Annotated in this window: 23 protein-coding genes; 9 read left to right on the top strand and 14 right to left on the bottom strand. The window is 34.0% G+C overall.

Annotated features, from left to right (window positions below; genetic code table 11):
* Window positions 1-18: 18 nt before the first annotated feature.
* The 13 genes from ftsZ to mraZ all read right to left on the bottom strand — a co-directional run bounded on the left by ftsZ (window position 19) and on the right by mraZ (window position 15836).
* A complete protein-coding gene (gene ftsZ, locus ACXGQW_RS07830) occupies window positions 19-2232 on the bottom strand; it encodes a cell division protein FtsZ (RefSeq protein WP_457821706.1) in 2214 nt (737 codons plus the stop codon).
* 25 nt (window positions 2233-2257) lie between these two features.
* Window positions 2258-3640, bottom strand: coding sequence for a cell division protein FtsA (ftsA, locus tag ACXGQW_RS07825; protein ID WP_457821704.1), 1383 nt, complete (start codon window positions 3638-3640; stop codon window positions 2258-2260).
* Window positions 3641-3647: 7 nt separating this feature from the next.
* Window positions 3648-4367: a cell division protein FtsQ/DivIB gene (locus ACXGQW_RS07820; protein ID WP_457821702.1), complete on the bottom strand. Its 720-nt coding sequence runs from the start codon at window positions 4365-4367 to the stop codon at window positions 3648-3650.
* Window positions 4364-5707 carry a UDP-N-acetylmuramate--L-alanine ligase gene (gene murC / locus ACXGQW_RS07815; RefSeq protein WP_457821700.1) on the bottom strand — a complete coding sequence of 448 codons (1344 nt, stop codon included), beginning with the start codon at window positions 5705-5707 and terminating at the stop codon, window positions 4364-4366. The genes ACXGQW_RS07820 and murC overlap by 4 nt, the downstream gene beginning before the upstream one ends.
* Entirely contained in the window at window positions 5698-6795 is a 1098-nt protein-coding gene (gene murG, locus ACXGQW_RS07810; RefSeq protein WP_457821698.1) for an undecaprenyldiphospho-muramoylpentapeptide beta-N-acetylglucosaminyltransferase, read from the bottom strand. Before murG ends, murC begins: the two co-directional genes overlap by 10 nt.
* Window positions 6795-8015, bottom strand: a complete 1221-nt coding sequence (locus tag ACXGQW_RS07805) for an FtsW/RodA/SpoVE family cell cycle protein (RefSeq protein ID WP_457821696.1) — start codon at window positions 8013-8015, stop codon at window positions 6795-6797. Before ACXGQW_RS07805 ends, murG begins: the two co-directional genes overlap by 1 nt.
* 118 nt (window positions 8016-8133) lie before the next feature.
* Window positions 8134-9468, bottom strand: a complete 1335-nt coding sequence (gene murD / locus ACXGQW_RS07800) for a UDP-N-acetylmuramoyl-L-alanine--D-glutamate ligase (RefSeq protein WP_457821694.1) — start codon at window positions 9466-9468, stop codon at window positions 8134-8136.
* Window positions 9469-10683 (bottom strand): phospho-N-acetylmuramoyl-pentapeptide-transferase, encoded by a 1215-nt coding sequence (gene mraY / locus ACXGQW_RS07795; RefSeq protein ID WP_457821692.1) that lies wholly within the window; start codon window positions 10681-10683, stop codon window positions 9469-9471.
* Entirely contained in the window at window positions 10683-12149 is a 1467-nt protein-coding gene (locus tag ACXGQW_RS07790; protein WP_457821690.1) for a UDP-N-acetylmuramoyl-L-alanyl-D-glutamate--2,6-diaminopimelate ligase, read from the bottom strand. The genes mraY and ACXGQW_RS07790 overlap by 1 nt, the downstream gene beginning before the upstream one ends.
* Window positions 12150-12151: 2 nt before the next feature.
* On the bottom strand, window positions 12152-14146 hold the full coding sequence (locus ACXGQW_RS07785) for a penicillin-binding transpeptidase domain-containing protein (protein WP_457821688.1): 1995 nt from the start codon (window positions 14144-14146) through the stop codon (window positions 12152-12154).
* Window positions 14147-14150: 4 nt separating this feature from the next.
* Window positions 14151-14477: an FtsL-like putative cell division protein gene (locus ACXGQW_RS07780; protein ID WP_457821686.1), complete on the bottom strand. Its 327-nt coding sequence runs from the start codon at window positions 14475-14477 to the stop codon at window positions 14151-14153.
* Window positions 14474-15376, bottom strand: a complete 903-nt coding sequence (rsmH, locus tag ACXGQW_RS07775) for a 16S rRNA (cytosine(1402)-N(4))-methyltransferase RsmH (RefSeq protein WP_457821684.1) — start codon at window positions 15374-15376, stop codon at window positions 14474-14476. Before rsmH ends, ACXGQW_RS07780 begins: the two co-directional genes overlap by 4 nt.
* On the bottom strand, window positions 15363-15836 hold the full coding sequence (mraZ, locus tag ACXGQW_RS07770; RefSeq protein WP_457821682.1) for a division/cell wall cluster transcriptional repressor MraZ: 474 nt from the start codon (window positions 15834-15836) through the stop codon (window positions 15363-15365). Before mraZ ends, rsmH begins: the two co-directional genes overlap by 14 nt.
* A gap of 225 nt (window positions 15837-16061) precedes the next feature.
* Between mraZ and ACXGQW_RS07765 the strand changes: the two genes are divergently transcribed.
* The 3 genes from ACXGQW_RS07765 to ACXGQW_RS07755 are packed head-to-tail and all read left to right on the top strand — an operon-like array spanning window position 16062 to window position 18143.
* Window positions 16062-16826 carry an alpha/beta fold hydrolase gene (locus ACXGQW_RS07765; RefSeq protein ID WP_457821681.1) on the top strand — a complete coding sequence of 255 codons (765 nt, stop codon included), beginning with the start codon at window positions 16062-16064 and terminating at the stop codon, window positions 16824-16826.
* 2 nt (window positions 16827-16828) lie between these two features.
* A complete protein-coding gene (yihA, locus tag ACXGQW_RS07760; protein WP_457821679.1) occupies window positions 16829-17443 on the top strand; it encodes a ribosome biogenesis GTP-binding protein YihA/YsxC in 615 nt (204 codons plus the stop codon).
* Window positions 17444-17456: 13 nt separating this feature from the next.
* Window positions 17457-18143 (top strand): RluA family pseudouridine synthase, encoded by a 687-nt coding sequence (locus ACXGQW_RS07755; protein WP_457821677.1) that lies wholly within the window; start codon window positions 17457-17459, stop codon window positions 18141-18143.
* 226 nt (window positions 18144-18369) lie between these two features.
* Here ACXGQW_RS07755 and ACXGQW_RS07750 read toward each other — a convergent pair whose 3' ends face one another.
* Complete coding sequence (locus ACXGQW_RS07750; RefSeq protein ID WP_457821675.1) at window positions 18370-18783, bottom strand: BrxA/BrxB family bacilliredoxin; 414 nt, start codon at window positions 18781-18783, stop codon at window positions 18370-18372.
* Between the two features lie 200 nt (window positions 18784-18983).
* Here ACXGQW_RS07750 and ACXGQW_RS07745 point away from each other — a divergent pair, with 200 nt between their 5' ends.
* The 6 genes from ACXGQW_RS07745 to ACXGQW_RS07720 all read left to right on the top strand — a co-directional run bounded on the left by ACXGQW_RS07745 (window position 18984) and on the right by ACXGQW_RS07720 (window position 24811).
* Entirely contained in the window at window positions 18984-19724 is a 741-nt protein-coding gene (locus ACXGQW_RS07745; RefSeq protein WP_457821673.1) for a TerB family tellurite resistance protein, read from the top strand.
* A 145-nt stretch (window positions 19725-19869) separates the two neighbouring features.
* Window positions 19870-20694 (top strand): type IV pili methyl-accepting chemotaxis transducer N-terminal domain-containing protein, encoded by an 825-nt coding sequence (locus ACXGQW_RS07740; RefSeq protein WP_457821671.1) that lies wholly within the window; start codon window positions 19870-19872, stop codon window positions 20692-20694.
* Window positions 20695-20722: 28 nt separating this feature from the next.
* Window positions 20723-21553: a hypothetical protein gene (locus ACXGQW_RS07735; protein WP_457821669.1), complete on the top strand. Its 831-nt coding sequence runs from the start codon at window positions 20723-20725 to the stop codon at window positions 21551-21553.
* Between the two features lie 191 nt (window positions 21554-21744).
* Entirely contained in the window at window positions 21745-22575 is an 831-nt protein-coding gene (locus ACXGQW_RS07730; protein ID WP_457821667.1) for a type IV pili methyl-accepting chemotaxis transducer N-terminal domain-containing protein, read from the top strand.
* A gap of 327 nt (window positions 22576-22902) precedes the next feature.
* Window positions 22903-23730, top strand: coding sequence for a hypothetical protein (locus ACXGQW_RS07725; protein ID WP_457821665.1), 828 nt, complete (start codon window positions 22903-22905; stop codon window positions 23728-23730).
* A 259-nt stretch (window positions 23731-23989) separates the two neighbouring features.
* Window positions 23990-24811 (top strand): hypothetical protein, encoded by an 822-nt coding sequence (locus ACXGQW_RS07720; RefSeq protein WP_457821663.1) that lies wholly within the window; start codon window positions 23990-23992, stop codon window positions 24809-24811.
* Window position 24812: the final 1 nt, after the last annotated feature.

Genomic DNA, 24812 nt, shown 5'->3' with positions numbered 1-24812 from the left:
ATGTAAAACAAGTAGCTATTAATCTACGTTGTCGTGTAAAAATGAGTTGTTTTTTCTAATTGTCAACTCATTATCATCACTTACATCGATGGAGGTTCTAGAAATATTATTCACGTCTTTCTTGTCATGTAATTCTAAACCTAATCTTTTATAGGCTGGCTCTTTTTCTATATCATCGATAATATCTTCGTTAAAAGCCGTGTTTTTGAATCTATGACTGTATTTCTTAAATGTATTCTTTCTTTTTTCAGCACTCTTTTGAAGTTCGGAAATCGTTAAATTTAAAGGAGAAACTTGCTCTTCTTCTTCCGAAATAGATACTTGTTTCTCAACAATTTTTGTCTTTGATTCGAACTTAATTTCCTCGGCATCATTAACTACAATATCTTTAATATTTCTTTTAATATTGGGTGATGATGAATTTTTAATGGTTGGCTGAACATCAAACTCTTCTAATGTATATCTTTTGATTGTTGAGGGAGATGACAAAGCCTCATCTGAATTTATTAACTTCGTTTCTTGTTTTGTCTCTGTAACGCTTAACTTTTCATCTGTTATTTCTTCATCCTCTTCTAAAAGAAAAACTGTTCTTTCTTCTGAATGTTCGTGCTTTACTTCAATATGTTCTAGCCCTTCTTCTCTTGTTTCCAGAACAACTTCTTGCTCGCCAGCTACGGGTAAATCAAAAACACCTATAACCTCTTCTTCTAATTGATGTTTTGTAGTTGTAGGTTCAACTGTTTCAGCATCGAAAACCAATATATCTCTAATATCAGCAACCTCAGATGTATCTCTAACCTCCTCTGCATGATTTACTGGTAGATCGAAAACATTTACTTCTGATGGAGTCTCGTCCTCAACAGCAGAAAATAAATCTGGGGTAATATCATTAATAATAAAATCATCTTCCGAAATTTCTGCCAAGTTTTCTTGTTCTAACTTTACCCCCTCCAAATTCACTTCTTCTAATTCTTCAGAAGTAGTTTCTTCTACTGACAAGCTGGTTTCATGCGACTCATTGTTTGTTTTATCTTTAGAAACTGATGTTCGCTGAGGTTTGAAAAAATCAGGTTCCTCTTCTAATAATTGATGAACCACTTTCTTTGGTGCTACAGGTTCTTCCTCTATGATGCGAGTCATTTGAGGCCTAACCACTGTCTCCTCATCTTCGAACTTGTAATGGGCGGTTTGCTCTGTATTTAGTGTATGGTAAACTTTTTTTATTTCTGTATTGGTGATTTCTCTTTGTTGGTCAATAGCAAATCCAGTGGCAACTACCGTAACAGCAATAGCATCTTGTAAATCCTCATCTTCACCAACCCCCATAATGATGTTGGCTTCGTAACCTGCTTCTTCTTGGATAAAATCACTTATTTCTCCTATTTCATCCAAAGTAACTTCATCTGTCCCCGATACAATTAGCAACAATACATTCTTGGCTCCTGTAATTTTGTTATCATTCAACAAAGGAGAATCCAAAGCTTTCATAATCGCATTTTGCGCTCTATTTTCCCCAGTTTCTTTTGCGGATCCCATAATAGCGGTTCCACTATTGGATAATACTGTTTTAGCATCGTGTAAATCTATATTTTGTTTATAGTGATGTGTAATTACCTCAGCAATCCCTCTAGAGGCAGTGGATAAAACTTCATCAGCCTTAGAAAAACCAGCTTTAAATCCTAAGTTTCCATATACCTCTCTTAACTTGTTGTTGTTGATAACAATTAAAGAATCTACATTTTTTCTTAATTCGTCAATTCCCTTTTGCGCTTGTTTAGAACGCATTCTCCCTTCGAATTGAAATGGCATCGTAACAATACCAACGGTTAAAATATCCATGTTTTTCGCTACTCCAGCAATAATTGGAGCTGCTCCTGTACCCGTACCACCTCCCATACCAGCAGTAATAAATACCATTTTTGTTTGAGAAGTTAGCATTTCCTCAATTTCTTTTACACTTTCTCTAGCGGCTTTTTCACCAACTTCAGGATTTGCTCCTGCTCCCAAACCAGAAGTTAATCCTGCTCCTAATTGTATTTTGTTAGGCACAGCGCTGTTTTCTAAAGCTTGTGCATCCGTATTACAAATCACAAAGTCTACTCCTTTGATATCTTGAGTAAACATGTGGTTTACAGCATTACTTCCACCTCCTCCAACTCCAATCACTTTAATAGAGTTAGACTGAGATTTTGGCATGTCAAATGTTACGTTATTAAATGTGGTATCACTCATAATTATGGGATTTTATGGGTATCTATTATTCTGCTTCGTTTAAAAAATCTTTTAATCCTGAGGTAAATCTCTCAAAAAATGATTTTTTTGAATTTTTTATTTCTTCTTTTCTAGGAGTCTCTTCCACTTCTTCTGCCTCTTCACTATTCAGTTCTGACTCGATAGGGTGTTGCGCTGCTTCTACTTTCTCAAATACAGGTACTTCGGGTTCTGGTGTAGGCTCTACAATCTCCTCAACCTCTTCTGGTAGTCTTTCCAGCCCCTCCATTAGCAATCCAACTGCGGTTGCAAAAACTGGACTTGATAGCGCTTCATCAGACCCTCCTGCCAAGTGTTCGTTAGGATATCCTATACGAGTATCCATCCCCGTAATATATTCTACTAACTGTTTTAAATGCTTTACCTGTGCACCTCCACCAGTTAATACAATTCCTGCTATTAGCTTTCCGTTCTGCGTGTCGTGACCGTAGTTTTTTATCTCTAAATAAGCTTGTTCGATAATTTCTGTAATGCGAGCATGTATCACTTGAGACAGACTTTTTAGAGTAATTTCTTTAGGTTCTCTACCTCTTAACCCTGGAATAGAAACAATTTCGTTATCCTTATTTTCTCCAGGCCAAGCAGAACCAAATTTTACTTTTAACAACTCTGCTTGTTTTTCTATAATAGAAAATCCTTCTTTGATATCTTCTGTGATGACATTCCCCCCAAAAGGTATTACTGCCGTATGACGAATAATTCCGTCTTTAAAAATAGCTAAGTCCGTAGTTCCACCTCCTATGTCAATCAAAGCAACTCCTGCTTCCTTTTCTTCGTTGCTCAATACAGCTTCTGCAGATGCTAAAGGTTCCAATGTAATAGCAGACAAACCTAAACCTGCATTAGTTACACATCTACCAATATTTTTAATTTGAGAAACCTGACCCACTACTACGTGAAAATTAGCCTCTAATCTACCTCCATACATTCCAATAGGTTCAGTGATATCAGCCTGGCTATCCACCTTGTACTCTTGAGGTAATACATGGATAATTTCCTCTCCTGGAAGCATTACCAATTTATGAACTTGATTGATTAAATTATCAATATCAGCCTCATCAATTACTTCTTCCGCATCTTGCCTTGTGATGTAATCGCTATGGTGTATACTTCTAATATGATGTCCTGCTATTCCTACAGTAACCGTATCTATTTTTAATCCGGATACGTTTTCTGCTTCTTCAACAGCTTGTTGGATGGACTGTATGGTTTGGGTAATATTATTAACTACACCTCGCTTGACTCCTAAGCTCTTTGCTTTTCCAATTCCCAAAACTTCAATTTTACCATACTCGTTCTCACGACCTATCATGGCTACAATTTTGGTGGTCCCAATATCTAATCCTATAGCAATACGGTTATTCTCCATCTTTTACTTATTTTGAGCAAACAACTTGATTGTTGTACTGTAAATCTATTTTTTTAAAAGTGCTAGACAAGCTATCTTTTTCCATATAGCTATAGAACACTTTTAGGTTTTTTAATTTTGCTTGGGTACGATTCAAATCTCCTAACAAAACACGTTGTTTGTTAACTCTAGTTTGTAACCAATATCCTTCTTTGTCTTTTTTTACGTAAACAACCGTTTTTCTTAAAAATTCATCCTTGTAAATAGCTAACATCAACGGATAAATTTCCCCTGTTTTGATATAATTGTTGGTGTTATCTACAATTGGAACTCTTGCAGAAAAATGATTAGACAGTGGCATTTCTTTTCCTTGCTTATCCAAATATACAATATCATAGGTTGTAAACATTCTAGCAATAGGTTTTCTCTGCTTAATATTTACTTGTATATCTCCTAACACCCCCACAGAAACTTCTGACACTGAAACCATTGGATGCTCCTGAACTTTTTTTTCCAATTCAGGTAAATGTATTAATGATTTTGGTTGATTTGTAACGTGTTTGCCGTTTTGTATTAACAAGTTATCAACCATTTTATGGGTTAAAAACAAATTATCTTCGTTACTAAAAAACACTTTTACATGATCGGTAATAAGTCTTGCTTCGTTTCTTCGAGAGGTAAAGCTTAACACCAATAATATCAATGTTAAAAAAAGAACTGTTTTTATGTACACAAAATACTTTTTCATACAGTTGCTATTTGCTTTGTTATTTGTTCTATCAATACTCCAATATCTCCCGCTCCCAGCATTACAACCACAGAAGCCTCCGTATTTTTAACACTACCAATCACCTCTTCTTTAGTCTGCAGAGATTTGTTTGGGTTTTCTATTTTAGAGAGTAACCGTGCCGAATCAACTCCTGCTATAGGCAATTCTCTTGCTGGGTAAATATCTAATAAAACCACCTCATCAAATCGGGCTAAGCTCTTAGCGAAATCATCAATAAAATCTCTAGTTCTCGTGAATAAATGTGGCTGAAAAACTGCCAAAACTTTTTGGTTCGGATACATTTCTCTCACCGCATTTTCCACAGCATCTATTTCTGTAGGGTGATGTGCATAATCGTCAATCAACACAAAATCATCTTCTTTAATTTTAAAAGAAAATCGTCTTTTAACTCCTTTGTAGGAATTCAATGCTTTTTTAATATCCTCCAATCCAACTCCATGTTTCTCTGCCATCGCAATAGAAACTAGAGCATTTGACACATTGTGTCTACCAGGAAGATGAAAAACGACATCGTTTACAAATCCTGTGGGTGTCTTGACATCAAAAACAAAAGACCCCTTTTCAATTTTTACGTTTTTAGCTTCATAATCCGCTTCTTGCTCAACTGCGTACGTAAGCCCTTTGATAGGTAAACCTTTCTTTACTATTAAAGTATCTGACACCTGATTAGCAAAATCTTTGAATGAAGCCTCCAAAGCTTCTTTTTCTCCGTAAATATCCAAATGATCTGCATCCATGTTAGTGATACATGCTACGTTAGGAGATAACTCCAAAAATGATCTATCGAATTCATCTGCTTCTACCACAGATATTTTGTCCTGTCCTAAAATCAAATTTGAGCTATAGTTTTCCGTAATCCCTCCCAAAAATGAGGTAGCTCCCGTTCCACACACATGCATAATATGTCCTAAAATAGAGGATGTGGTTGTTTTACCATGGGTACCTGCTACTGCATAGCAAACCGTACTTTTAGTGATTTCACCCAAAATAGCAGCCCTCTTCAACACCTTATAATCATTCTCTTTAAAAAAGTTTAATAATTTGCTTGTTTTTGGAATTGCAGGGGTATATACCACCAATGTATGTTTTGGATTTAGAAATGCGTTGGGAATGGTACAAATTTCATCCTTAAAAGTGATAGATACATCTTGATTTTTTAAAGTATCCGTGACTGTAGAGGGAGTTTTGTCGTAACCCGCTACTTGCTTGCCATTTTTCGTGAAATAGCTTGCAATGGCACTCATCCCAATACCTCCGATGCCTACAAAATATATATGCTGTACCTCTCTTAGTTCCACTTGGCTATTTTTTCTATTTCTTCTACAATTTCTAAAGTGGCATTAGGCTTGGCCAATGCTTTTATATTCTTTGAAAACAGTGCTGCTTTATCGTCATTCTGCAACATCATTCTTATTTTATCTACAAACTGGTCTTTATCAATTTCTTTTAATAAAATAGCTGCATCTTTGTCAGCCACAGCAGCTGCATTTTTAGTTTGATGATCTTCTGCCACGTTAGGAGAAGGGATAAAAATAACAGGTTTCCCTACAATACACAATTCTGACACAGAACTTGCTCCTGCTCTAGATACAATAATATCTGCAGCAGCATAGGCCAAATCCATTTTTGATAAATAGGCATGGGTTTGTACCCCCTCCAAATCATTATGTTTTTGATATTCTTCTATATAAAACTTACCCGTTTGCCAAATAATTTGTAGTTGCTGTTTTTGCAAATCTGCTACATTTTCTTCAATCATTTGGTTAATAGCTCTAGCTCCCAAACTACCTCCTAAAACAAGTAATGTTTTTTTAGTAGCATCCAATCCATAAAAAGCCAAAGCTTCTTCTCTCTTAGAAGTTATAGTCAGCAAATCTTGCCTCACAGGATTCCCTGTAAACACAATTTTATTTTTTGGGAAGTATTTCTCTAAACCATCATAAGCCACACAAATTCTATTTACTTTTTTTGATAAAATTTTATTGGTAATACCTGCGTACGAATTCTGTTCTTGAATTAAAGTCGGAATTCGTTTTCCAGCAGCTACATGCAAAACAGGACCGCTAGCAAAACCACCTGTACCTATCACAACATCAGGTTTAAACTTGCTAACTATTTTTCTAGCTCTAAAAATACTGCTCACTAACTTTAGTGGAAACATTAAATTCTTCGCTGTTAAATTTCTTTGCAAACCAGCAATCCAAAGACCTTTTATTTTATAACCCGCTTGAGGCACTTTTTCCATCTCCATTTTATCCTGAGCTCCTACAAATAAAAATTCAGCATTAGGATAACGCTTTTTTAGTTCGTTAGCAATGGCAATCGCAGGATAGATATGACCTCCTGTACCTCCTCCACTAATTAATATTTTTTTTATTTTTTCCATTACGCTTCTTCTAACTCTTGCTTAGGATATATATTCTCCAGAGGATCTTCTCCTTTTATTTCTAATTCTTCTTCTGTAACTTCTTTAGATGCCGTAACACTTAACACCATACCTACTGCTAAACACGTCATCCAAATTGAGGTACCTCCACTACTAATTAACGGAAGTGTTTGTCCGGTAACAGGACCTAAATTAGTAGCTACCATCATATTAATTACCGATTGAAAAACGATGGGAAACCCCACACCTACTACTAATAATTTTCCGAACACAGTTCCTGCTCTTTTGGTAGCAACATATAGCCTAAAAGTGAGCATAAAATACGCAAACAACACCATACAAGCTCCTATCAAACCATACTCTTCTACAATAATCGCAAATATAAAATCAGAAGAAGATTGTGGTAAAAAATTTTTTTGTACACTTTTTCCTGGCCCCTTACCTGTTAAACCTCCTGTGGCAATGGCTATTTTTGCATTCTCTACCTGATAGCCCTCTTTTGAATCCTTATCAGAAAAAGATTCTATTCTACTCATCCAAGTATCCACTCTATTGGGCATTAAACCCGGAAAAGCTTTTGCCGTTAAAACAAACAAAAGTAAAAACAGCATTCCTGCACTTATAATTCCTCCTAAATATTTAATAGGATATCCTCCTACAAAACACAAAATCATCACCATCATAAACACAATAGCTGTGGTAGAAAAGTTGGCTGGTAAAATAAACATCAATACTAAGGAAATAGGCAACCAAAGCTTAAATAAACTTTCTTTAAAATTAATTTGAACATCTTTATGCTTTGCCAGATATCTCGCAGTATATACCATAATTACCAAGCCTGCGAGTGTCGAAGTTTGAAAACCTACTCCTATAATAGGAATCCTTATCCACCTTGCCGCATTGGCACCTCCAATAGTTGTTCCTTGTGCCAGCGTTACGATTAACAATACAATAACTAGCGGAATCATCGCCACTGAAACACCACTAAAATACCTGTAAGGGGTTCTATGAATAAAGAACATAATTCCGAAACCCATTAGTAACAATACAGCATGTTTTATGAGTATCCCTACAGTTGTACCATTACCCGCAACATATACCAAATTGGTACTAGCGCTATACACTGGCATAAAAGAGAATAGTGCCAATACTGCCACCAATGCCCAGATGAACAAATCTCCTTTAATGTATGATTTTATGTAGGGTAACAATTTTGCCATTTTTATTTTTTTTGATACTCAAACGCTCAATAGTATCTCTTGATTCTTTTGTTTTCTTAAGACAACTCTAAACCCAATTTTACAGACTTAAAAAATCACTAGAATTGACAGTTTTTTTTTATAAACTTCTTACTGCATCTTTAAATTTTCTACCTCTGTCTTCGTAGTTCTCAAACAAATCAAAACTCGCACATGCTGGGGACAACAACACACTGTCTCCTTTATCAGCCAATTTGTAGGCAATCTTTACAGCATCATCTGCTGTTTCCACCTCTTCAATAAAATCTACTATATTTTCAAAAGCATGCTTGATTTTAGTATTGTCCAATCCCAAGCAAATAATCGCTTTTACTTTTTCTCTTACCAAAGGAAATAATTCAGAATAATCGTTCCCTTTATCCACTCCGCCTACAATCCAAACTGTTGGAGCTGTCATACATTCTAAAGCGTAAAATGTTGCATTTACATTGGTTGCTTTGGAATCGTTTATATACTGAACTCCGTTTACTTTTATCACGTTTTCTAGTCTGTGTTCAGCTCCTTCAAAACTTTCCAGAGACTCTAAAATTGTTTTTTTTCTAGCCTTTAATAATTGTGCAGCTAAGGAAGCTGCCATTGCATTTTTTGTGTTGTGTTTACCTTGCATTGATAATTTTGAAATGCTCATTCTTAATTCTTCTTTATTAATGTTTAATACAATATCTCTTTGGTCTACATAGGCACCGTATGCTTGTTTTTTAGTGATAGAGAACGGCACTAATGTAGCTTTGGGTTGATGTAATTTTATTCCTGCAACCACCACAGGATCATCGGCATCGTATATTAAATAATCTGATGCTTTTTGATTTTTTGTAATTCTAAATTTTGATGCGATATACTTATCAAAATCATAGTCGTATCTATCTAAATGATCTGGAGTTATGTTGGTGATGATAGCGATATGAGGTCTAAACGATTCAATTCCATCTAGCTGAAAACTACTTAACTCCAAAACGTATTTCTTATAATCGTTTTCTGCAACTTGTCTTGCATAACTATCTCCAATATTACCTCCCATTCCAACATGATAGCCTGCTTCTTTTAAAAGATGATAGGTTAGCATTGTTGTGGTGGTTTTTCCATTAGAACCTGTGATTCCAATAATTTTTGCCTCACAATACTGTCCTGCAAATTCGATTTCTGAGATTACAGGAATACCAGCCGCTACAATTTTTTCGATCAAAGGAATGTGATCTGGAATTCCTGGACTTTTCACTACCACGTCAGCATTCATAATAAAAGCATCCGTGTGTTTACCAGATTCAAAATCAACATTGATATTCTCTAGACTCTTTGAGTAATCGGGTTTGATGTTAGAAGCATCGCTCACAAAAACATCCATTCCTAGCTTTTTAGCTAAAATGGCTGTTCCTACTCCGCTTTCTCCAGCTCCTAAAACCACAACTCTTTTCATTTATCTCATTTTTAGGGTTACGATAGACAATACTGCTAACAAAATACCCACAATTAAAAATCTAGAAACTATCTTACTCTCGTGTAAACCTTTCTTTTGATAATGATGATGCAGAGGTGCCATTAAGAACACCCTTCTACCTTCTCCGTATTTTTTTCGGGTATACTTGAACCAAGCCACTTGAATAATTACAGACATATTTTCTGCAAAAAAGATTCCTGCCAAAATGGGAATTAATAGTTCTTTTCTAACCGCAATTGCTATCACAGCGATAACACCTCCTATGGTTAAACTTCCTGTATCCCCCATAAAAACTTGAGCCGGATAGGTATTGTACCACAAAAACCCTATCAAAGCTCCTGCAAAAGCACTGATATAAACAGTCATTTCTCCAGAATTAGGGATATACATTACGTTTAGATAATCCGAGAAGATGATGTTTCCAGATACCCAAGCAAAAATACCTAGCACCAATACAATAATGGCGGAGGAACCCGCTGCCAAACCATCGATACCATCAGTTAAGTTAGCTCCATTAGAAACTCCAGTTACAATAAAAATGACCACAGGGATAAATATAATCCAAGCATAATCGGCTGCTCCATCTCCTAACCATGTTAGTACAGAAGCATAATCAAATTCGTTGTCTTTTAAAAAGGGAATGGTTGTTTTTACTGATTTGTGTGCTTTACCAAATAAGTAAGTATTCGCTACTTTCTCGGAGAAAGGTAATTCCTCTTTCATGGTTACAGAGGAATGAAAATACAACATCACCCCCACAAACAATCCTAACCCTACTTGACCTAAAACTTTAAACTTACCTTTAAGTCCTTCTTTATCTTTTTTAAATACTTTGATGTAGTCATCTAAAAACCCAATCGCACCCATCCACAAGGTGGTTACAATCAAAATAAAAATGTAAACATTATCTAGTTTGGCAAATAAGAAAACGGGAATTAACGTAGCAAGTATGATAATTACTCCTCCCATAGTTGGAGTCCCTGCTTTTTGAATTTGACCTGCCAAACCCAAATCTCTTACCGTTTCTCCTATTTGGAGTTTGCGGAGGTAGTTAATTAAACTTTTCCCGTAAACCGTAGACAACAGCAACGATAAAATAAAAGCCAATGCGGACCTAAATGTGATGAACTGAAACAAACTTGCTCCGGTTAATTGATATTCGTTTTCTAAAAAGTTAAACAGATAGTACAGCATTATTTATTTAATATTTTAAAAGTTTCTACTAGCGTGTCTTTATCGTTAAAATAGGTTCTCTTTCCGTGTATTTCTTGATAAGTTTCATGCCCTTTACCCGCTACCAAAACGACATCTCCTTTACCTGCCATTTTACAAGCCACCTTAATAGCCTGTTTTCTATCTACAATGGTTAAAACCTTTACCTGCTCTTTGGATTGGATACCCATCTCCATATCCCTCAATATAACCTCAGGATCTTCCGTTCTAGGATTGTCAGATGTTAGCACCACCTGATGACTCAATGCAGCTGCAATGGAAGCCATTTTGGGTCTTTTTGTTTTGTCTCTATCGCCTCCACAACCTACTACTGTAATAATTTTTGAAGTAGACTGTGCTACATCTTGAATTGTAGTTAGTATATTTTTTAAAGCATCAGGAGTGTGTGCATAATCCACTACACTTACAACTCCTGTTTCCGATACCTGATATTGGAATCTACCATCTACACTTTTCAATTGACTCAAAGCTGTTAGCAAATCCATATCCGATACCTCTAGTTCCTTTGCTACTCCATAAATAGCTCCAATATTAGAAGCATTAAAGCCACCTACCAATTGCACCCAAACCTCTTGTTGATTGATTTGCAATAACATTCCAGAAAAACTTTTTTCTAGAACTTTTATTTTATAGTCTGCCCATGTTTTTTGAGCGTATGTTTTTTTAATCGCTTTGGTGTTTTGTAACATGATTTGCCCGTTTTTATCATCTGCGTTTGTTAGTGCAAATGCATGCTTTGGCAAATCATCAAAAAAAGCCTTCTTCACATCTCTGTACTCACTAAATGTTTTATGGTAATCTAAATGATCATGTGAGATATTGGTGTAAACTCCTCCGTTAAAATCCAATCCATGAGTTCTAGATTGATGGATACCATGAGAGCTTACTTCCATAAAACAATATGCAACTCCCTCTGACACCATTTGAGCCAAATACTGATTGATTGCCAGTGAATCTGGTGTGGTATGAGTAGCAGGAAAAACTTGTTTATTCACAACAACTTTAACTGTAGATAACAACCCTGCTTTGTAACCTAACGAGTCAAATAATTGATATAGCAAACTGGCAACGGTAGTTTTACCATTGGTTCCTGTCACTCCTATCAACTTTATTTTTTTTGAAGGATGATGATAAAAATTTGCAGAAATAGTAGCTAAAGCTATATCTGCATTCTCTACCATTAAGTACACAACAGAACTTAAAAGCTCTTCTGGCAAAACTTCACACACAATAACACTAGCTCCTAGAGCTATCGCCTTGCTTATAAAAGAATGCCCATCTACATGCACCCCTTTTTGAGCTACAAAAAGTGTGTTTTCTGCTACTTTTCTAGAATCAAAAGCGACAGAAGAAATATTCAATGACTGTTGATCCCAATGAACATTCCTTAACACCTTAACGTCTTGTACAATACTTTTAAGCTCCATGGTTAATACAATATTACATTTTGCCCTCTTTTGACCCCAACACCTTGTTTGATAGATTGATTATCCACAAAACTCAAGTGTCCTTTTAGCGCAACTTTTAAGCCCTTATTCTCTAATAAAGACACCGCATCCATTACAGACATACCCTTTACATTAGGCATTAAATTTTGAGTGTCTAAATTTTCTTTTTGATATTGTTCGTGTTCATCTTCAATAGTTGCCAGTAAAGGATTTTCGTAAGTAATTTTCTCTTCTTGTAACTCGCTTGCGTATATTTTCTGAGCAATAGCTTTGAACACTGGTGCGGCTACTGTAGCCCCGTAATACCCTTTTTTCTTATTAGGTTTGTTAACCACTACAATACAAGAGTATTTAGGATTGTCTGCGGGAAAAAAACCAGCAAAAGATGATACATACTGAGTATTTCCTGTCCAATATTCCGTTTGGCAAGTCCCCGTCTTTCCTGCCATGGAAAAATTAGGAGCATATAATTTTTCTCCAGTACCTCTTTTTACTACATTTTCTAATATCGTTCGTATTTTATTGATGTTTTGTTCAGAAGCTATCTTGTTATTAATGATTACTGGTTCAAATGTTTTTTCTACCTCCCCATTGTTTCTGAGTTCTTTAATAAACCTTGGTTTTACCATTACTCCGTTGTTGGCTATTGCGTTGTAAAATGTAATTAGCTGTAATGCTGTAACTTTAACACCGTAGCCCCATGCCATCCAAGGTAGAGAAAGCCCATTCCAACTTTTTGGATCTCCTCTTTTTACATATTTAGGACTAGGTATAAATGGTTTCCCTTCCCCTTTGATTGGCAAACCTATTTTATCTCCAAATCCTAGTTTATGAATACCATCTACAAATTGTTGAGGATTTTTTTTGTAGTTCTCCATCACCATTTTAGCAATTCCTACATTAGAAGACACTTCTATGGCTCTAGCTAAAGATATTTTTCCATATCCTCCTCTATGAGAATCTATAATAGATTTTCCATAAACTTTAATTCTCCCTTTTTCAGTATCCACCACATCTCCTGTATCTACTTTTTTATCTTCCAATCCCACTAACAAACTTGCTAGCTTAAAAGTAGAACCTGGTTCTTGAGCTTCGTATATTGCATAATTTCGTTTTTCGTAATAACCACCATGCATTCCATTCCTTCCTAAATTGGCAATTGCCCTTACTTCGCCTGTCTTGCTTTCCATGACTACTACACAACCGTGGTCTGCTTCAAATTTTTCTAACTGCTCCAACAAAGCATGATGTGCCACATCCTGAATATTGACATCAATGGTTGTAATTACATCACTCCCATCTTGAGGTTCTTGTTCGTTTTTATCGTTAATAGGTTTCCATTGTCCTTTGGCTATTTTTTGCTTTTTCCTCCAACCATGTTGCTCTTTTAAATATCCTATATAGGCACCTTCTACCCCCACATTCCCTCTATAATCTGCGTAGCCTACCGTTCTTACACCCATTTCCCCCAAGGGTCTTGCTCTTACGTTTTTCTGCTCGGTAATTAAGCCTCCTCTATATTGACCTAAATTTAAAATTGGAAAGTTTTTTAATCTAGCATAGTCTATATATCCTAGGTTTCTAGCTAGCAGTAAATATCTATTATTACGTCTTTTTGCTTTTCTTAAGTACTTTCTGTAATGAGATGATGACTTACCTAATAACGCAGAAAGTGAATCGCTTAGAGCATTGATATTTTCTTCAAAAACATGGTTTTTAATGGTAACCATATCCAGTCTTACAGTATACTTAGACATCGTGGTTGCTAACAAATTTCCACCAGTTGCATATATGTTTCCTCTATTGGCAAAAATGGTATCTGTTTTGATTGTTCTTTGCTTAGAAATTTTTCTGTAGTAAGCTCCTTCTGCTGATTGTATATACCCCACACGTATAGCTAAGACACCAAAAAGCACAGTTAGTAGCAACACTAACCAACCTAGCCTGTCAACGATATTTTTACCTGTGGTGCTCAATATTTTAATTTATAATTTTTGCAACTATTTTAACGGGTGGCTCCTTTGAAGGCTCCAAATCTTGATCCTCCACTTTTCGTCTTATCGTAGATTCCATTTTTAGATAAGTTACCTTAGTGGCACTATCTACATACTCAGCTTTTAGTACTCTAATTTTTTTAGTCAAGGCTGCAATTTTCATCACTTTCTCATCTGTTTGATGTGCACATGTAATCATTACAATCGACATCCCCAATACAGAAAAAATGACTCTCCAATTTTTAAAAGAATTTCCTTTGGTTAGAAAATCTCCTTTTAAAACACTCGTAAAAAATTCGCCGACTCCAATCATTGCTGCTTTAGTTTGGCTATTCTTAATTTTGCACTACGAGCCCTGTTGTTTATTTTTATCTCTTCTTTTGTGGGTAGAATTAACTTTCCAACCTTTTCCATCGGAACGCTATAGTTTCCATAAAAATCTTTTTCAGGTTCTCCCTCAAACAATCCTTTTTGTATAAATCTCTTCACCAATCTATCTTCTAAAGAATGATAAGAAATAACACTCAATCTCCCATCTTCCTTTAATATATCTGGAATTTGAGATAAAAACTCCTTTAATACCTCCAATTCTTCATTTACCTCAATTCTTAATGCTTGAAAAATTTGAGCTAATATTTTGTGTTCTTTGGCTTTCGGTAAAAATTGAGCCAACATATCTTTTAATTCAAAACTTGTATTGATTCTTTTTTCTTCTCTAGCTTCTACAATTACTTTTGCCATCGCTCTACCGTTCCTCAATTCACCGTATTGAAACAAAAGATTAGCAATATCTTCTTGAGCATACTGATTGATGATATGATAAGCACTTATCTCGGATTTTTGATCCATTCGCATATCTAGCTTTGCATCAAATCGCGTAGAAAAACCTCTTTTAGCTTCATCAAATTGATGAGATGAAACTCCAAAATCTCCTAACACACCATCCACTTTTTTAACCCCGTAAAACCTCAAAAACCTTTGAATGTACCTAAAATTTTGAGGAATAAGTGTAAAGCGTTCATCGTCTATCTCATTTAAGTGCGCATCTGGATCTTGGTCAAAAGCAAATAATTTTCCGTGTTCGCCTAAACGAGATAAAATTTCTCTTGAATGACCTCCACCTCCAAATGTTACATCCACATAAACTCCATCTTGCTTTATTTCTAAAGCATCGATACTCTCGTGCAACAAAACTGGGTTATGATAACTCATCTTCTTCTATATTTAAACCTCCCATTACCTGCTCGGCCAATTCTGCAAAATCATCAACAGCTCCATTAATTGCATCTTCATACAAATCTTTATCCCATATTTCTATGATAGAAATTGAAGTTGACAAGACTACCTCTTTTTTAATTTTTGAAAACCCTAACAAATCCTTTGGCAGTAACAACCTACCAGAAGCATCTAGCTCTATACTTTTAACCCCAGCAGTAAACAACCTCACAAAATCATTGTTCTTTTTCACAAATCGATTCAGTTTGGAAATTTTTGCCATTACTTTGTTCCATTCCTGCATAGGATACAACTCTAAGCAGGGTTGAAAAACAGACCTTTTTAACACGAAACCTTCGTGTGCAACACCCTCCAACTGTTTTTTTAAACCAGAAGAAAGCATTACTCGACCTTTAGCATCGGTTTTACACTCGTATGTTCCTATTAATGAATTCACTTTTGTCTATTGTTTTCCAAAAATATAAAATATTTTACCACTTTCTACCACAAACCCCCACATTGTTAATAAGTTTTAACACAACCGTTTAAACACCTTACTTTTTTAAATATCAAACAGTTAAAATCCAAAAATCATAAGCCTTAGCTATCTTTGACTTTCTAAGGTTTTTTATCAAAAAAAGTTTACATTTGTGCCCAAACCAAAGCCGAGAGAATATTAAGCATGGAATATAACGTTAAGACAGAAGGGGAGTTTAAGTACATTGAAGCCGGAGAAGGTAAAACATTAATCGTTTTACATGGTTTGATGGGAACTCTTGATGATTTTGGGGGATTGGTAAAGCATTTCTCAAAAAAGGGCTATAGAGTATTAGTCCCTGAGCTACCTATATACACGCTTCCTATCATTAAAACTAACGTTAAAAATTTGGCCAAATTTGTTAAGAGCTTTATGGAATTTAAAAATGTTCCGAAAGCTACATTAATTGGTAATTCTTTGGGAGGACACGTTTGTCTTTACATTACTAAAAACTTTCCAGAACTAGTAAACTCACTAGTTTTAACTGGAAGCTCTGGTTTATACGAAAAAGCAATGGGTGACACCTACCCAAAAAGAGGTGACTACGATTATATTAAAGCTAAGGCGGAAGCTGTTTTTTACGATCCTAAAACGGCTACCAAAAAGATGGTAGACGATTTGTTTAAAATTGTTAACGACAGAAACTGCGCTATAAGAATATTAGCGTTAGCCAAGAGTGCCATAAGACATAATATGGGTAAAGATTTACCTAATATGAGTCTACCTACCTGTCTGATATGGGGAAAGCAAGATGATGTGACTCCTCCAGATGTAGCCGAAGAATTTAACGAATTAATGCCAAACTCTGAGTTGTTTTGGGTAGATAAATGTGGACACGCTCCTATGATGGAACATCCAGATTTATTTAATGAGATTGTTGATGCTTGGTTTCAGAAAAACAACATATAACCATGCAGGTCAAAACTGCTGAATTTGTCGTAAGCAATTCTGAGGTCTCAAAATGCCCTACAGAAAAACTCCCAGAATATGCGTTTATTGGAAGATCTAACGTAGGTAAGTCTTCTTTAATTAATATGCTTACTGATAGAAATAAATTAGCCAAAACTTCTAGCACCCCAGGTAAAACTCAACTTATCAATCATTTCAAAATCAATCAAAACTGGTTTTTAGTAGATCTTCCTGGTTATGGTTATGCTAGAGTCTCAAAAACTATCAAGAAAGAATTTCAAAGTTTTATTACAGATTACTTTAAACAGAGAAAGGAACTTGTCTGTACTTTTGTTTTGATAGACTCTAGACACACTCCTCAAAAGATTGACATTGACTTTATGGTTTTTTTAGCGGAAAATGAAATTCCGTTTGCTATTATTTTCACCAAAACAGATAAATTAAAACCCAAAGCTATTTCTCAAAACATAGCTAAGTACAAAGAAGGAATGTTAAAAAATAATTGGGCATATTTTCCTACTTATTTCACATCCTCTTCAAGTAATAGAAGTGGTAAAGAAGAAATTTTGCACTTTATAGATAGTATCAACAAAGATTTTTACGCAGGAAACTTATAATCACTTTTAAGTTATGCATTCTAACAAAAAGAACTTACAGATACTTTTTGAAGACAATCACATCATTGTAATTAACAAAAGGTCTGGTGATATTACGCAAGGCGATAAAACAGGAGATACCCCACTCAACGAAATTGTTAAAGCCTATATTAAAGACAAGTACAACAAACCCGGGAACGTATATCTGGGTACTGTACATAGATTAGACAGACCCACTTCTGGCATTGTAATTTTTGCAAAAACCTCTAAAGCTTTGGAAAGGTTAAATAAAGATTTAAGGGATAAAAAAATCAAAAAGACTTATTGGGCGGTAGTTAATAAAAGTGATATTCCTAAGCAACAAACGCTAAATCATTACTTGGTCAAGAATTCTAAAAACAACAAGTCTAGCATTTGTAAACCTGACACGAATGGAGCAAAACAAGCCATTTTGCATTATACGCTGATAAAAAAACTAGACAACTTCCAGCTTTTGGAAATTGCTTTAGAGACGGGAAGACACCATCAAATAAGGGTACAGCTCTCATCATTAGGATGTACTATTAAGGGAGATTTAAAATACGGAGCCAAAAGAAGCAATAAAGACGGTAGTATTCATTTGCATGCTAGAAAACTCACATTCACGCACCCTGTAAAAAAGGAGATCATCGACATAACAGCTCCTACCCCTGAAGATGCTATTTGGAATGCTTGTTATTAAAAAATATTTAATTGTTAAATTTACTCCAAACCAAACAAGGCTCAGTTAGACAAGACACATTAGCTTGAATAAGACTTCAAAGAATTTTTCGGACAATTATCTTTAGCTAAAATTCAATTAAGGTATTAATAGTGTATTTCAGTTATAATTAGCTACCTATGTAAAAACAAAAATCTCTTTATCCATGGATAAAGAGATTTTTGTTTTTAAAAAAGCTTAACGATCACTAAGAACAATACTCGTCGTAAGCTCCTGATAAGTTAGCTGCTATTGCCTCAGCAGAATGTCCTTCAATATGATGACGTTCTAACATATGCACTAATTGTCCATCTTTAAACAAAGCTACTGCGGGAGATGATGGAGGAAATGGTATCATAAATTCTCTAGCTTTCTGAACAGCAGAGCCATCTACACCAGCAAATACAGTACCTAAACTAGTAGGCAATTTTGCATTTTGTAACGAAGCAATCACCCCCGGACGAGCAGTACCCGCTGCGCAACCGCAAACAGAATTTACTACAACCAACGCAGTTCCTTCTTTTGATAAAAATGATTCTACATCTGAGGCAGACTTTAAAGCCTCTACACCAGACTGTACTAATTGAGCCTCCATTGGAGCCGTTAATTCTTGTGGATACATATTTATATAATTTATATTTCTTATTGAATGTTACTGCAAATTTAGTCAATAAACATTCCATTTCCTTACCTAATGACATTTAAACAGTTATTACCTAAAATTCTAAACAAACTTCTTGCAAAACCATGACAATACTACAGCCTACAAATAAGGCAAGGTTATTGAGCCCTACACAGTTATTACAAATAAAAATATTATTGATGAAAAAATTTGCAAACTGGATTGGAGCAGGAATTGGATGGGCTGCGGCCGGACCTATGGGAGCTGCATTAGGTTATCTTATAGGTTCTGTTATAAAAAAAGCTACTACAGATTATGATGAATTTAATCATCCAGAAAATTATGCCAAACAGCAAACACAAAATGGAGATTTTGAAATTAGCTTATTGTTTCTTTCGGCAGAAGTCATTAAAGCAGATGGAAAAATTTTAAGAGAGGAGTTGGATTATGTTAGAAATTACTTTGTAAAGATTTATGGAAAAGAGAGAGCCAATAACGCTTTTAAATTATTTAAGGGTATTGTTAACGATAACTCTATCAACTTAAACCAAGTTTGCGCTCAAATAAACGAGAAAATGTCTTTGGAATCCAGAAATCAATTAATTCATTTCTTGTTCTCTATAGCCAAATCCGATGGCAACGTATCTAAGAGTGAAATAGTTAAAATTGAAATGATTGCGGGACTACTAGGCATCAGTAATAGATCTTTCAATTCTATAAAAGCTATGTTTTACGATAGTTCGGAATCTGCCTACGAAATTCTTGAAATCTCGCCCGATGCGAGTCACGAAGAGGTCAAAAAATCATATCGTCGTTTGGTCAAATTACATCATCCTGATAAAATAAGAAATCTTGGGGAGGAACACATAAAAGTGGCACAAGAAAAATTTCAAAAAATTCAGCAAGCTTACGAAACCATTAAAAAAGAAAGAGATATTTAACACAAATATCTCTTTCTTTTTTTTAGCCTAAATACATCATATGTACCAAAAGTAGCCAAAAACACGTCCCTATATGTTATAAACGCAGTTTTAGCAAAAAGCTGATTGAGTATTTTTGTACCGTACAATCCCCAACAAGTATATTATGAAGACAAAAACACTACTATTTTTATTAATCACATTTTTAAGTACTAATCTTTTCTCTCAGAAAACCCAATATTTATCTCAGGCAGTTAACTTAGCTGGTAAACAGAGAATGCTTGGACAAAGAATGGCTAAAGACAAGCTATATATGGAAGCTAATACAAAAAGTAAAGCTGCTGAAAAGGAAATGGAAGCTGCTATTGCTGCTTTTGAATATGGTGTTAAATATTTAAAAACTTTTGCCCCCACCAAAACTATTAGATATAAGGTAGACGTACAAGAGTTTGCTTTTAACACTTACAGAGAATTAATTACAGCAACTACCAAAAAATCCATGAAACAAGTAGTTGAGTGCAACACTCTTTTCTTAGCTATTTGTGATGATGTAGTAACAGGTCTAATTGACTACTCTAAAACTAGACCTAATAACGATAAAAACAAAAATTACGTTCTACAAAATATAGCCAAGGCAACAGGTGCCTCAGGTAAACTAAGATATTTAACACAAAGATTAACTCTATATTACGCTCTAAATTCTTTTGATGTAAAAAAAGTAACTCCTGAACAAATACACACCATAGTACAGACCATGGAAAGAAACTTAAACTATTTGACTGTTTTAGAGTTTAATACCTTAGAAATAGATGACTCCTTAAGTGAGGTTTTGTACTACTGGAATAAGTTAAAATCTGTAATTTATAAAGATGGAAAAGTGGTGATGAAATCTAAGAAAATAAGCATAGAAGAGCTGTATGATTTATGCAACACCGTTTTAGCAAAAGCGAATGCGACTACAAAAATGTACGCCGATCTAAATAAATCTTAAAACCTATTCTCTTCTAAAAATTATTGACATGAAAAAAATATTTTTTACCCTATTATTTACCATTATTAGTTCAAGTGTTTTTTCCCAGAGAGCAATCACAAAATCTCAGGCTATAAATATTATCTCTAAACAAGCCATGCTTTCTCAAAGAATGGCAAAAAGTAAAGTTTATAAAACGCAAAGAGTAAATATTACTCGATTGAATACTGAACTAAACTCATCTGTTATCCTTTTTGAAAAAAACATTAAAACACTTACTAAAGCCAAACTCCCTACTGAAATTCAGAAAAAAATAAATAGGTTAGATTTGCTATGGGTTGGTTACAAAGCTAATATTAGAAGTTTTACCTCAACAGCTAATTCCAAAACAAGTACCTACAGTGATATTGTTTTAACCGAATGTAACGAGATTTACTCAGACTTAGTAGCATCCTCTAAAATAAACAAATCGTATCCTTTTAATTCTAACAACGACAAGTTCACGGAAGCTGTTATAAAAAATAATAACATCAGGTATTTATCCCAGCAACTTGCTTTTTACTACGTTACTTATTACTACAAGGTGAGCAAATATGACAATGCTGCTTTTTCAGAAATCATTAACAAAATTGATAACTGTGTAAAGGCCTGCTTAGCTATTAAAAATGTTAACATTCAAATTGCTGAAAAAACCGATGAAGTTGAATTTACATGGAAAACAATGAAAGATGAACTTAGTGCTATTTTACAGAATAAGTTTATCAGCACACATAGTTCTCCGTCTCCAGAGGCTATCTATCAAAAATGTGATAAGTTGCTTTCGGATGCTGATAAGCTGTCTAGAGCATATAAAACTGTAAATGATTTAGAAAACAATTAACATCTTACCATTTAATTTTTTAAAAAGCACAGATTAAAATCTGTGCTTTTTTTTTACATACTTATTCAAATTAGTGATTTACTAAATATTAGTTAATACTTAGATATGATTACGTAGATTTAACATAGTAATCATCTGAAATACGTAGCAAACTACGTATATTTGTTCTTGAGTATTATAAAACATAAAAAATGAAAACGTTGAAACACTTATTGACAGCTTTAATTTTAGTAACAAGTATTAAAAATTATTCTCAAAAAAAATTACATCTGTCAGAAGCAGTAAATATTGCAGGAAAACAAAGAATGTTATGCCAAAGAATGGCCAAAGCCAAGGTATATATTAAAGCCAGCAAAAAAACAAAATTAGCAGACCAAGAGTTAGAAAAATCGATGATTGCCTTTCAAAATGGAATTGAAATACTACGAGAATTTGCTCCTGACGACAATATCAAGTATAAAATAGACATGCAAGAGTTTACTTTTAAAACTTTTAAAAAGCAACTAACCAAAAACAACAAAAAAGCATTAAGAGAGGTAATTGCAACCAACACCTTATTTTTACAACAATGTGATGACGTTGTAACTAGTATCATCAACTATTCTAAAACGCAAACTAACAACAACGACAGGAACGAAAAATACGTTTTAGAAAACATTGCCAAAGCTACTGGAGCTTCTGGTAAATTAAGGTATCTAACCCAAAGACTAACTCTCTATTACGCAATCAACGCTTACGAGTTTGACAAGGTAACTTCAGACCAAATTGATGAAATTGTTAGAACCATGGAAAGAAATTTAAACTATTTAACCGTATTAGAATTCAACACCCTTGAAATTGATGATTCTTTGAGTGAAGTATTGTACTATTGGAATGAATTAAAAAAATCTTTATACAGAGATGGAAAAATAGACTTGAATTCTAAAAAAGTACAACCAGAAGAACTTTTTGATCTTTGCAACACTATTTTGAACAAAGCAAATACCACAACTAAAATGTATGCTGATTTGAATAAGTCTTAAACGAAACATTCTTTTTCTATTTACAAAAAAATATTCACAGTTTTACTGTGAATATTTTTTTTATGTAAACAAATTAGCGCTATTGTTAAAACACCCTTAACATTAAGAACTGCTAAAAAACATACTTTCGCAATCGCTTTACACCTTCAAAAACATCATGTATACAGGTTTCAATACTCATAAATATTCTTTGCCCATAACAAATAAATTGCACTTTATAAATCTATTTGTTTTTAAAAACTGAAAGTTACCATATTAAGAAACGACCAAATTCTCAGAATCGTACTCACTAATAACCCATAGATAGAAAAACAAATAAACTTTATAATGAAATACTTAAAATACTTACTACCCTTATTCTTGAGCTTGTTGATTTCCTCAGTTTCTACTGCTCAATCTAAAAAATTCAACTACTTAGATGCTATTAATATTGCTGATAAACAAAGAACTTTGATACAACAAATGGCAAAAGATAAACTTTTTATTGAAGTCAATAAAAAGTCTAACGAATCTGAAAAAGACATGAAAAATGCCATAACAGAATTTGAGTTGGCTATTGAAATACTAAAAGATTTTGCTCCTAATGACAACGTTAAATATAAAATTGAAATCGAAGAACTTACCTTTAAGACTTACAAAATGTTTTTGCTAGAAACCACTAAAAAATCTATGAACGAAGTGATATCTATGAACACTTTATTTCTAAAGATTTGTGATGAGGTTTTTGAAAACTTTCTTAAGCATTCAGGCGAAAATCAAAAAAACAAAAAAGACAGTTCATCCTTTAAAAACATCAATAAATTAGCCAATGCTTCTGGTACCGTTAGATACTTAACCCAAAGATTATCTTTTTATTATGCCATCAATTACTATGAAATAAAAACTATTTACCCTGATGAGATAAACACCATAATTAAACGTGTTGACAACGCACTAAATTTCATGACAATATCTGAATTTAACACGCTAGACATTGATGATTCTCTCAGTAAGGTTTTATATTATTGGAGTAGTTTAAAAGTAAAAATGGCTAATAGTGGTTTTGATAAAAATGGCTTGAGCAAAATAGATCCTGAAAAACTATATGATTTGTCGGACGTTGTATTGATGAAAGCCAACCCAATAACAAAAATGTATTTAGAAATCGCTAGATAAAAATGCCTTTATCAGGAATTAATTAAAGTCCTATTTATTGGGTTGTTGTTTATTAAACTCGTTTGTTTTTTAGATAAATTAATAACATTTTACACCTAAAATTCTTGTCGATATAGCACTAAAAATGTTTTTTTTTTAGACTTATGTTAAATTTTCTTTTTTATCTAATACTATTTTACATACTTTTATGACTATAATTGTTAGAATAGACTAAATATTTAACTATTTTTGTAGGCTCTAACAAAAAAACTCATCAAGTATGAAAAAAGTTTTAAGTATTTTATTATTCTTTGCCTTTTTGCTCTCCTACTCCCAGCAAAGAATTACAATACCTCAAGCAATAAATATAATCAGTAAACAATCCATGCTATCGCAAAGAATGGCAAAAGATAAAATTTACACTGATAATACTAAAGGTGAAGATACACAAAGAGGCCTAATTTCTTCTGTGGTACAATTCGAGAATAACTTAAGTAGTTTAAAAGGAATGTCTCTACCTGACGATATTCAAAAAGAAATTACTCACATAGAATTGCTTTGGATTGGTTACAAACAAAGTATTATGGATGAGCAAGGTGATTCCAATGATGAAATTATGGATTACAACAATGTGGTACTTACTGTTACAGAAACTGTTTTTTCTAAGCTTTTAGACATTGCAAAAAAAGAAAATTCTTATCCGTACAACACTAACGATTCTAAATTTGGCGAAGCTTACATAGCGGCTAACAATCTTAAACATACTGCTCAAAGACTAGCTCTATATTACACGGCTTACTTTTACAAAATTTCAAAATACGACAATCCTGTCTTTGAGAAAATTGTGTCAGATATCGAATCTCAAGTGACAAGTATTTTAGACATCAAAAATAAAAATGTCGAATACGCAGACAACACCGATAAAATAGATACTGAATGGAAAAATATAAAGTCTATTTTAGAAGATGTTAGAAATAAAAAATTTATAAGTGTACATACTTCACCTAAACCAGAAGTTATTTACGAAGGAAGTAATAAATTGCTAAAATATTCAGATTTATTAAGTAGAACTTATAAAGCTGTAAACGAAATAAACAATTAAA

It is taken from the genome of Wenyingzhuangia sp. IMCC45533 (assembly GCF_054111225.1).
This window is presented reverse-complemented; position numbering and strand designations above follow the sequence as displayed.

Excerpts from the sequence above, each read along its gene's own strand:
- ftsZ (WP_457821706.1), bottom strand. The coding sequence starts at position 2,232 with ATGAGTGATACCACATTTAATAACGTAACATTTGACATGCCAAAATCT.
- ftsA (WP_457821704.1), bottom strand. The coding sequence starts at position 3,640 with ATGGAGAATAACCGTATTGCTATAGGATTAGATATTGGGACCACCAAA.
- ACXGQW_RS07820 (WP_457821702.1), bottom strand. The coding sequence starts at position 4,367 with ATGAAAAAGTATTTTGTGTACATAAAAACAGTTCTTTTTTTAACATTG.
- murG (WP_457821698.1), bottom strand. The coding sequence starts at position 6,795 with ATGGAAAAAATAAAAAAAATATTAATTAGTGGAGGAGGTACAGGAGGT.
- ACXGQW_RS07805 (WP_457821696.1), bottom strand. The coding sequence starts at position 8,015 with ATGGCAAAATTGTTACCCTACATAAAATCATACATTAAAGGAGATTTG.
- murD (WP_457821694.1), bottom strand. The coding sequence starts at position 9,468 with ATGAAAAGAGTTGTGGTTTTAGGAGCTGGAGAAAGCGGAGTAGGAACA.
- mraY (WP_457821692.1), bottom strand. The coding sequence starts at position 10,683 with ATGCTGTACTATCTGTTTAACTTTTTAGAAAACGAATATCAATTAACC.
- ACXGQW_RS07790 (WP_457821690.1), bottom strand. The coding sequence starts at position 12,149 with ATGGAGCTTAAAAGTATTGTACAAGACGTTAAGGTGTTAAGGAATGTT.
- ACXGQW_RS07780 (WP_457821686.1), bottom strand. The coding sequence starts at position 14,477 with ATGATTGGAGTCGGCGAATTTTTTACGAGTGTTTTAAAAGGAGATTTT.
- rsmH (WP_457821684.1), bottom strand. The coding sequence starts at position 15,376 with ATGAGTTATCATAACCCAGTTTTGTTGCACGAGAGTATCGATGCTTTA.
- ACXGQW_RS07765 (WP_457821681.1), top strand. The coding sequence starts at position 16,062 with ATGGAATATAACGTTAAGACAGAAGGGGAGTTTAAGTACATTGAAGCC.
- yihA (WP_457821679.1), top strand. The coding sequence starts at position 16,829 with ATGCAGGTCAAAACTGCTGAATTTGTCGTAAGCAATTCTGAGGTCTCA.
- ACXGQW_RS07755 (WP_457821677.1), top strand. The coding sequence starts at position 17,457 with ATGCATTCTAACAAAAAGAACTTACAGATACTTTTTGAAGACAATCAC.
- ACXGQW_RS07750 (WP_457821675.1), bottom strand. The coding sequence starts at position 18,783 with ATGTATCCACAAGAATTAACGGCTCCAATGGAGGCTCAATTAGTACAG.
- ACXGQW_RS07745 (WP_457821673.1), top strand. The coding sequence starts at position 18,984 with ATGAAAAAATTTGCAAACTGGATTGGAGCAGGAATTGGATGGGCTGCG.
- ACXGQW_RS07740 (WP_457821671.1), top strand. The coding sequence starts at position 19,870 with ATGAAGACAAAAACACTACTATTTTTATTAATCACATTTTTAAGTACT.
- ACXGQW_RS07735 (WP_457821669.1), top strand. The coding sequence starts at position 20,723 with ATGAAAAAAATATTTTTTACCCTATTATTTACCATTATTAGTTCAAGT.
- ACXGQW_RS07730 (WP_457821667.1), top strand. The coding sequence starts at position 21,745 with ATGAAAACGTTGAAACACTTATTGACAGCTTTAATTTTAGTAACAAGT.
- ACXGQW_RS07725 (WP_457821665.1), top strand. The coding sequence starts at position 22,903 with ATGAAATACTTAAAATACTTACTACCCTTATTCTTGAGCTTGTTGATT.
- ACXGQW_RS07720 (WP_457821663.1), top strand. The coding sequence starts at position 23,990 with ATGAAAAAAGTTTTAAGTATTTTATTATTCTTTGCCTTTTTGCTCTCC.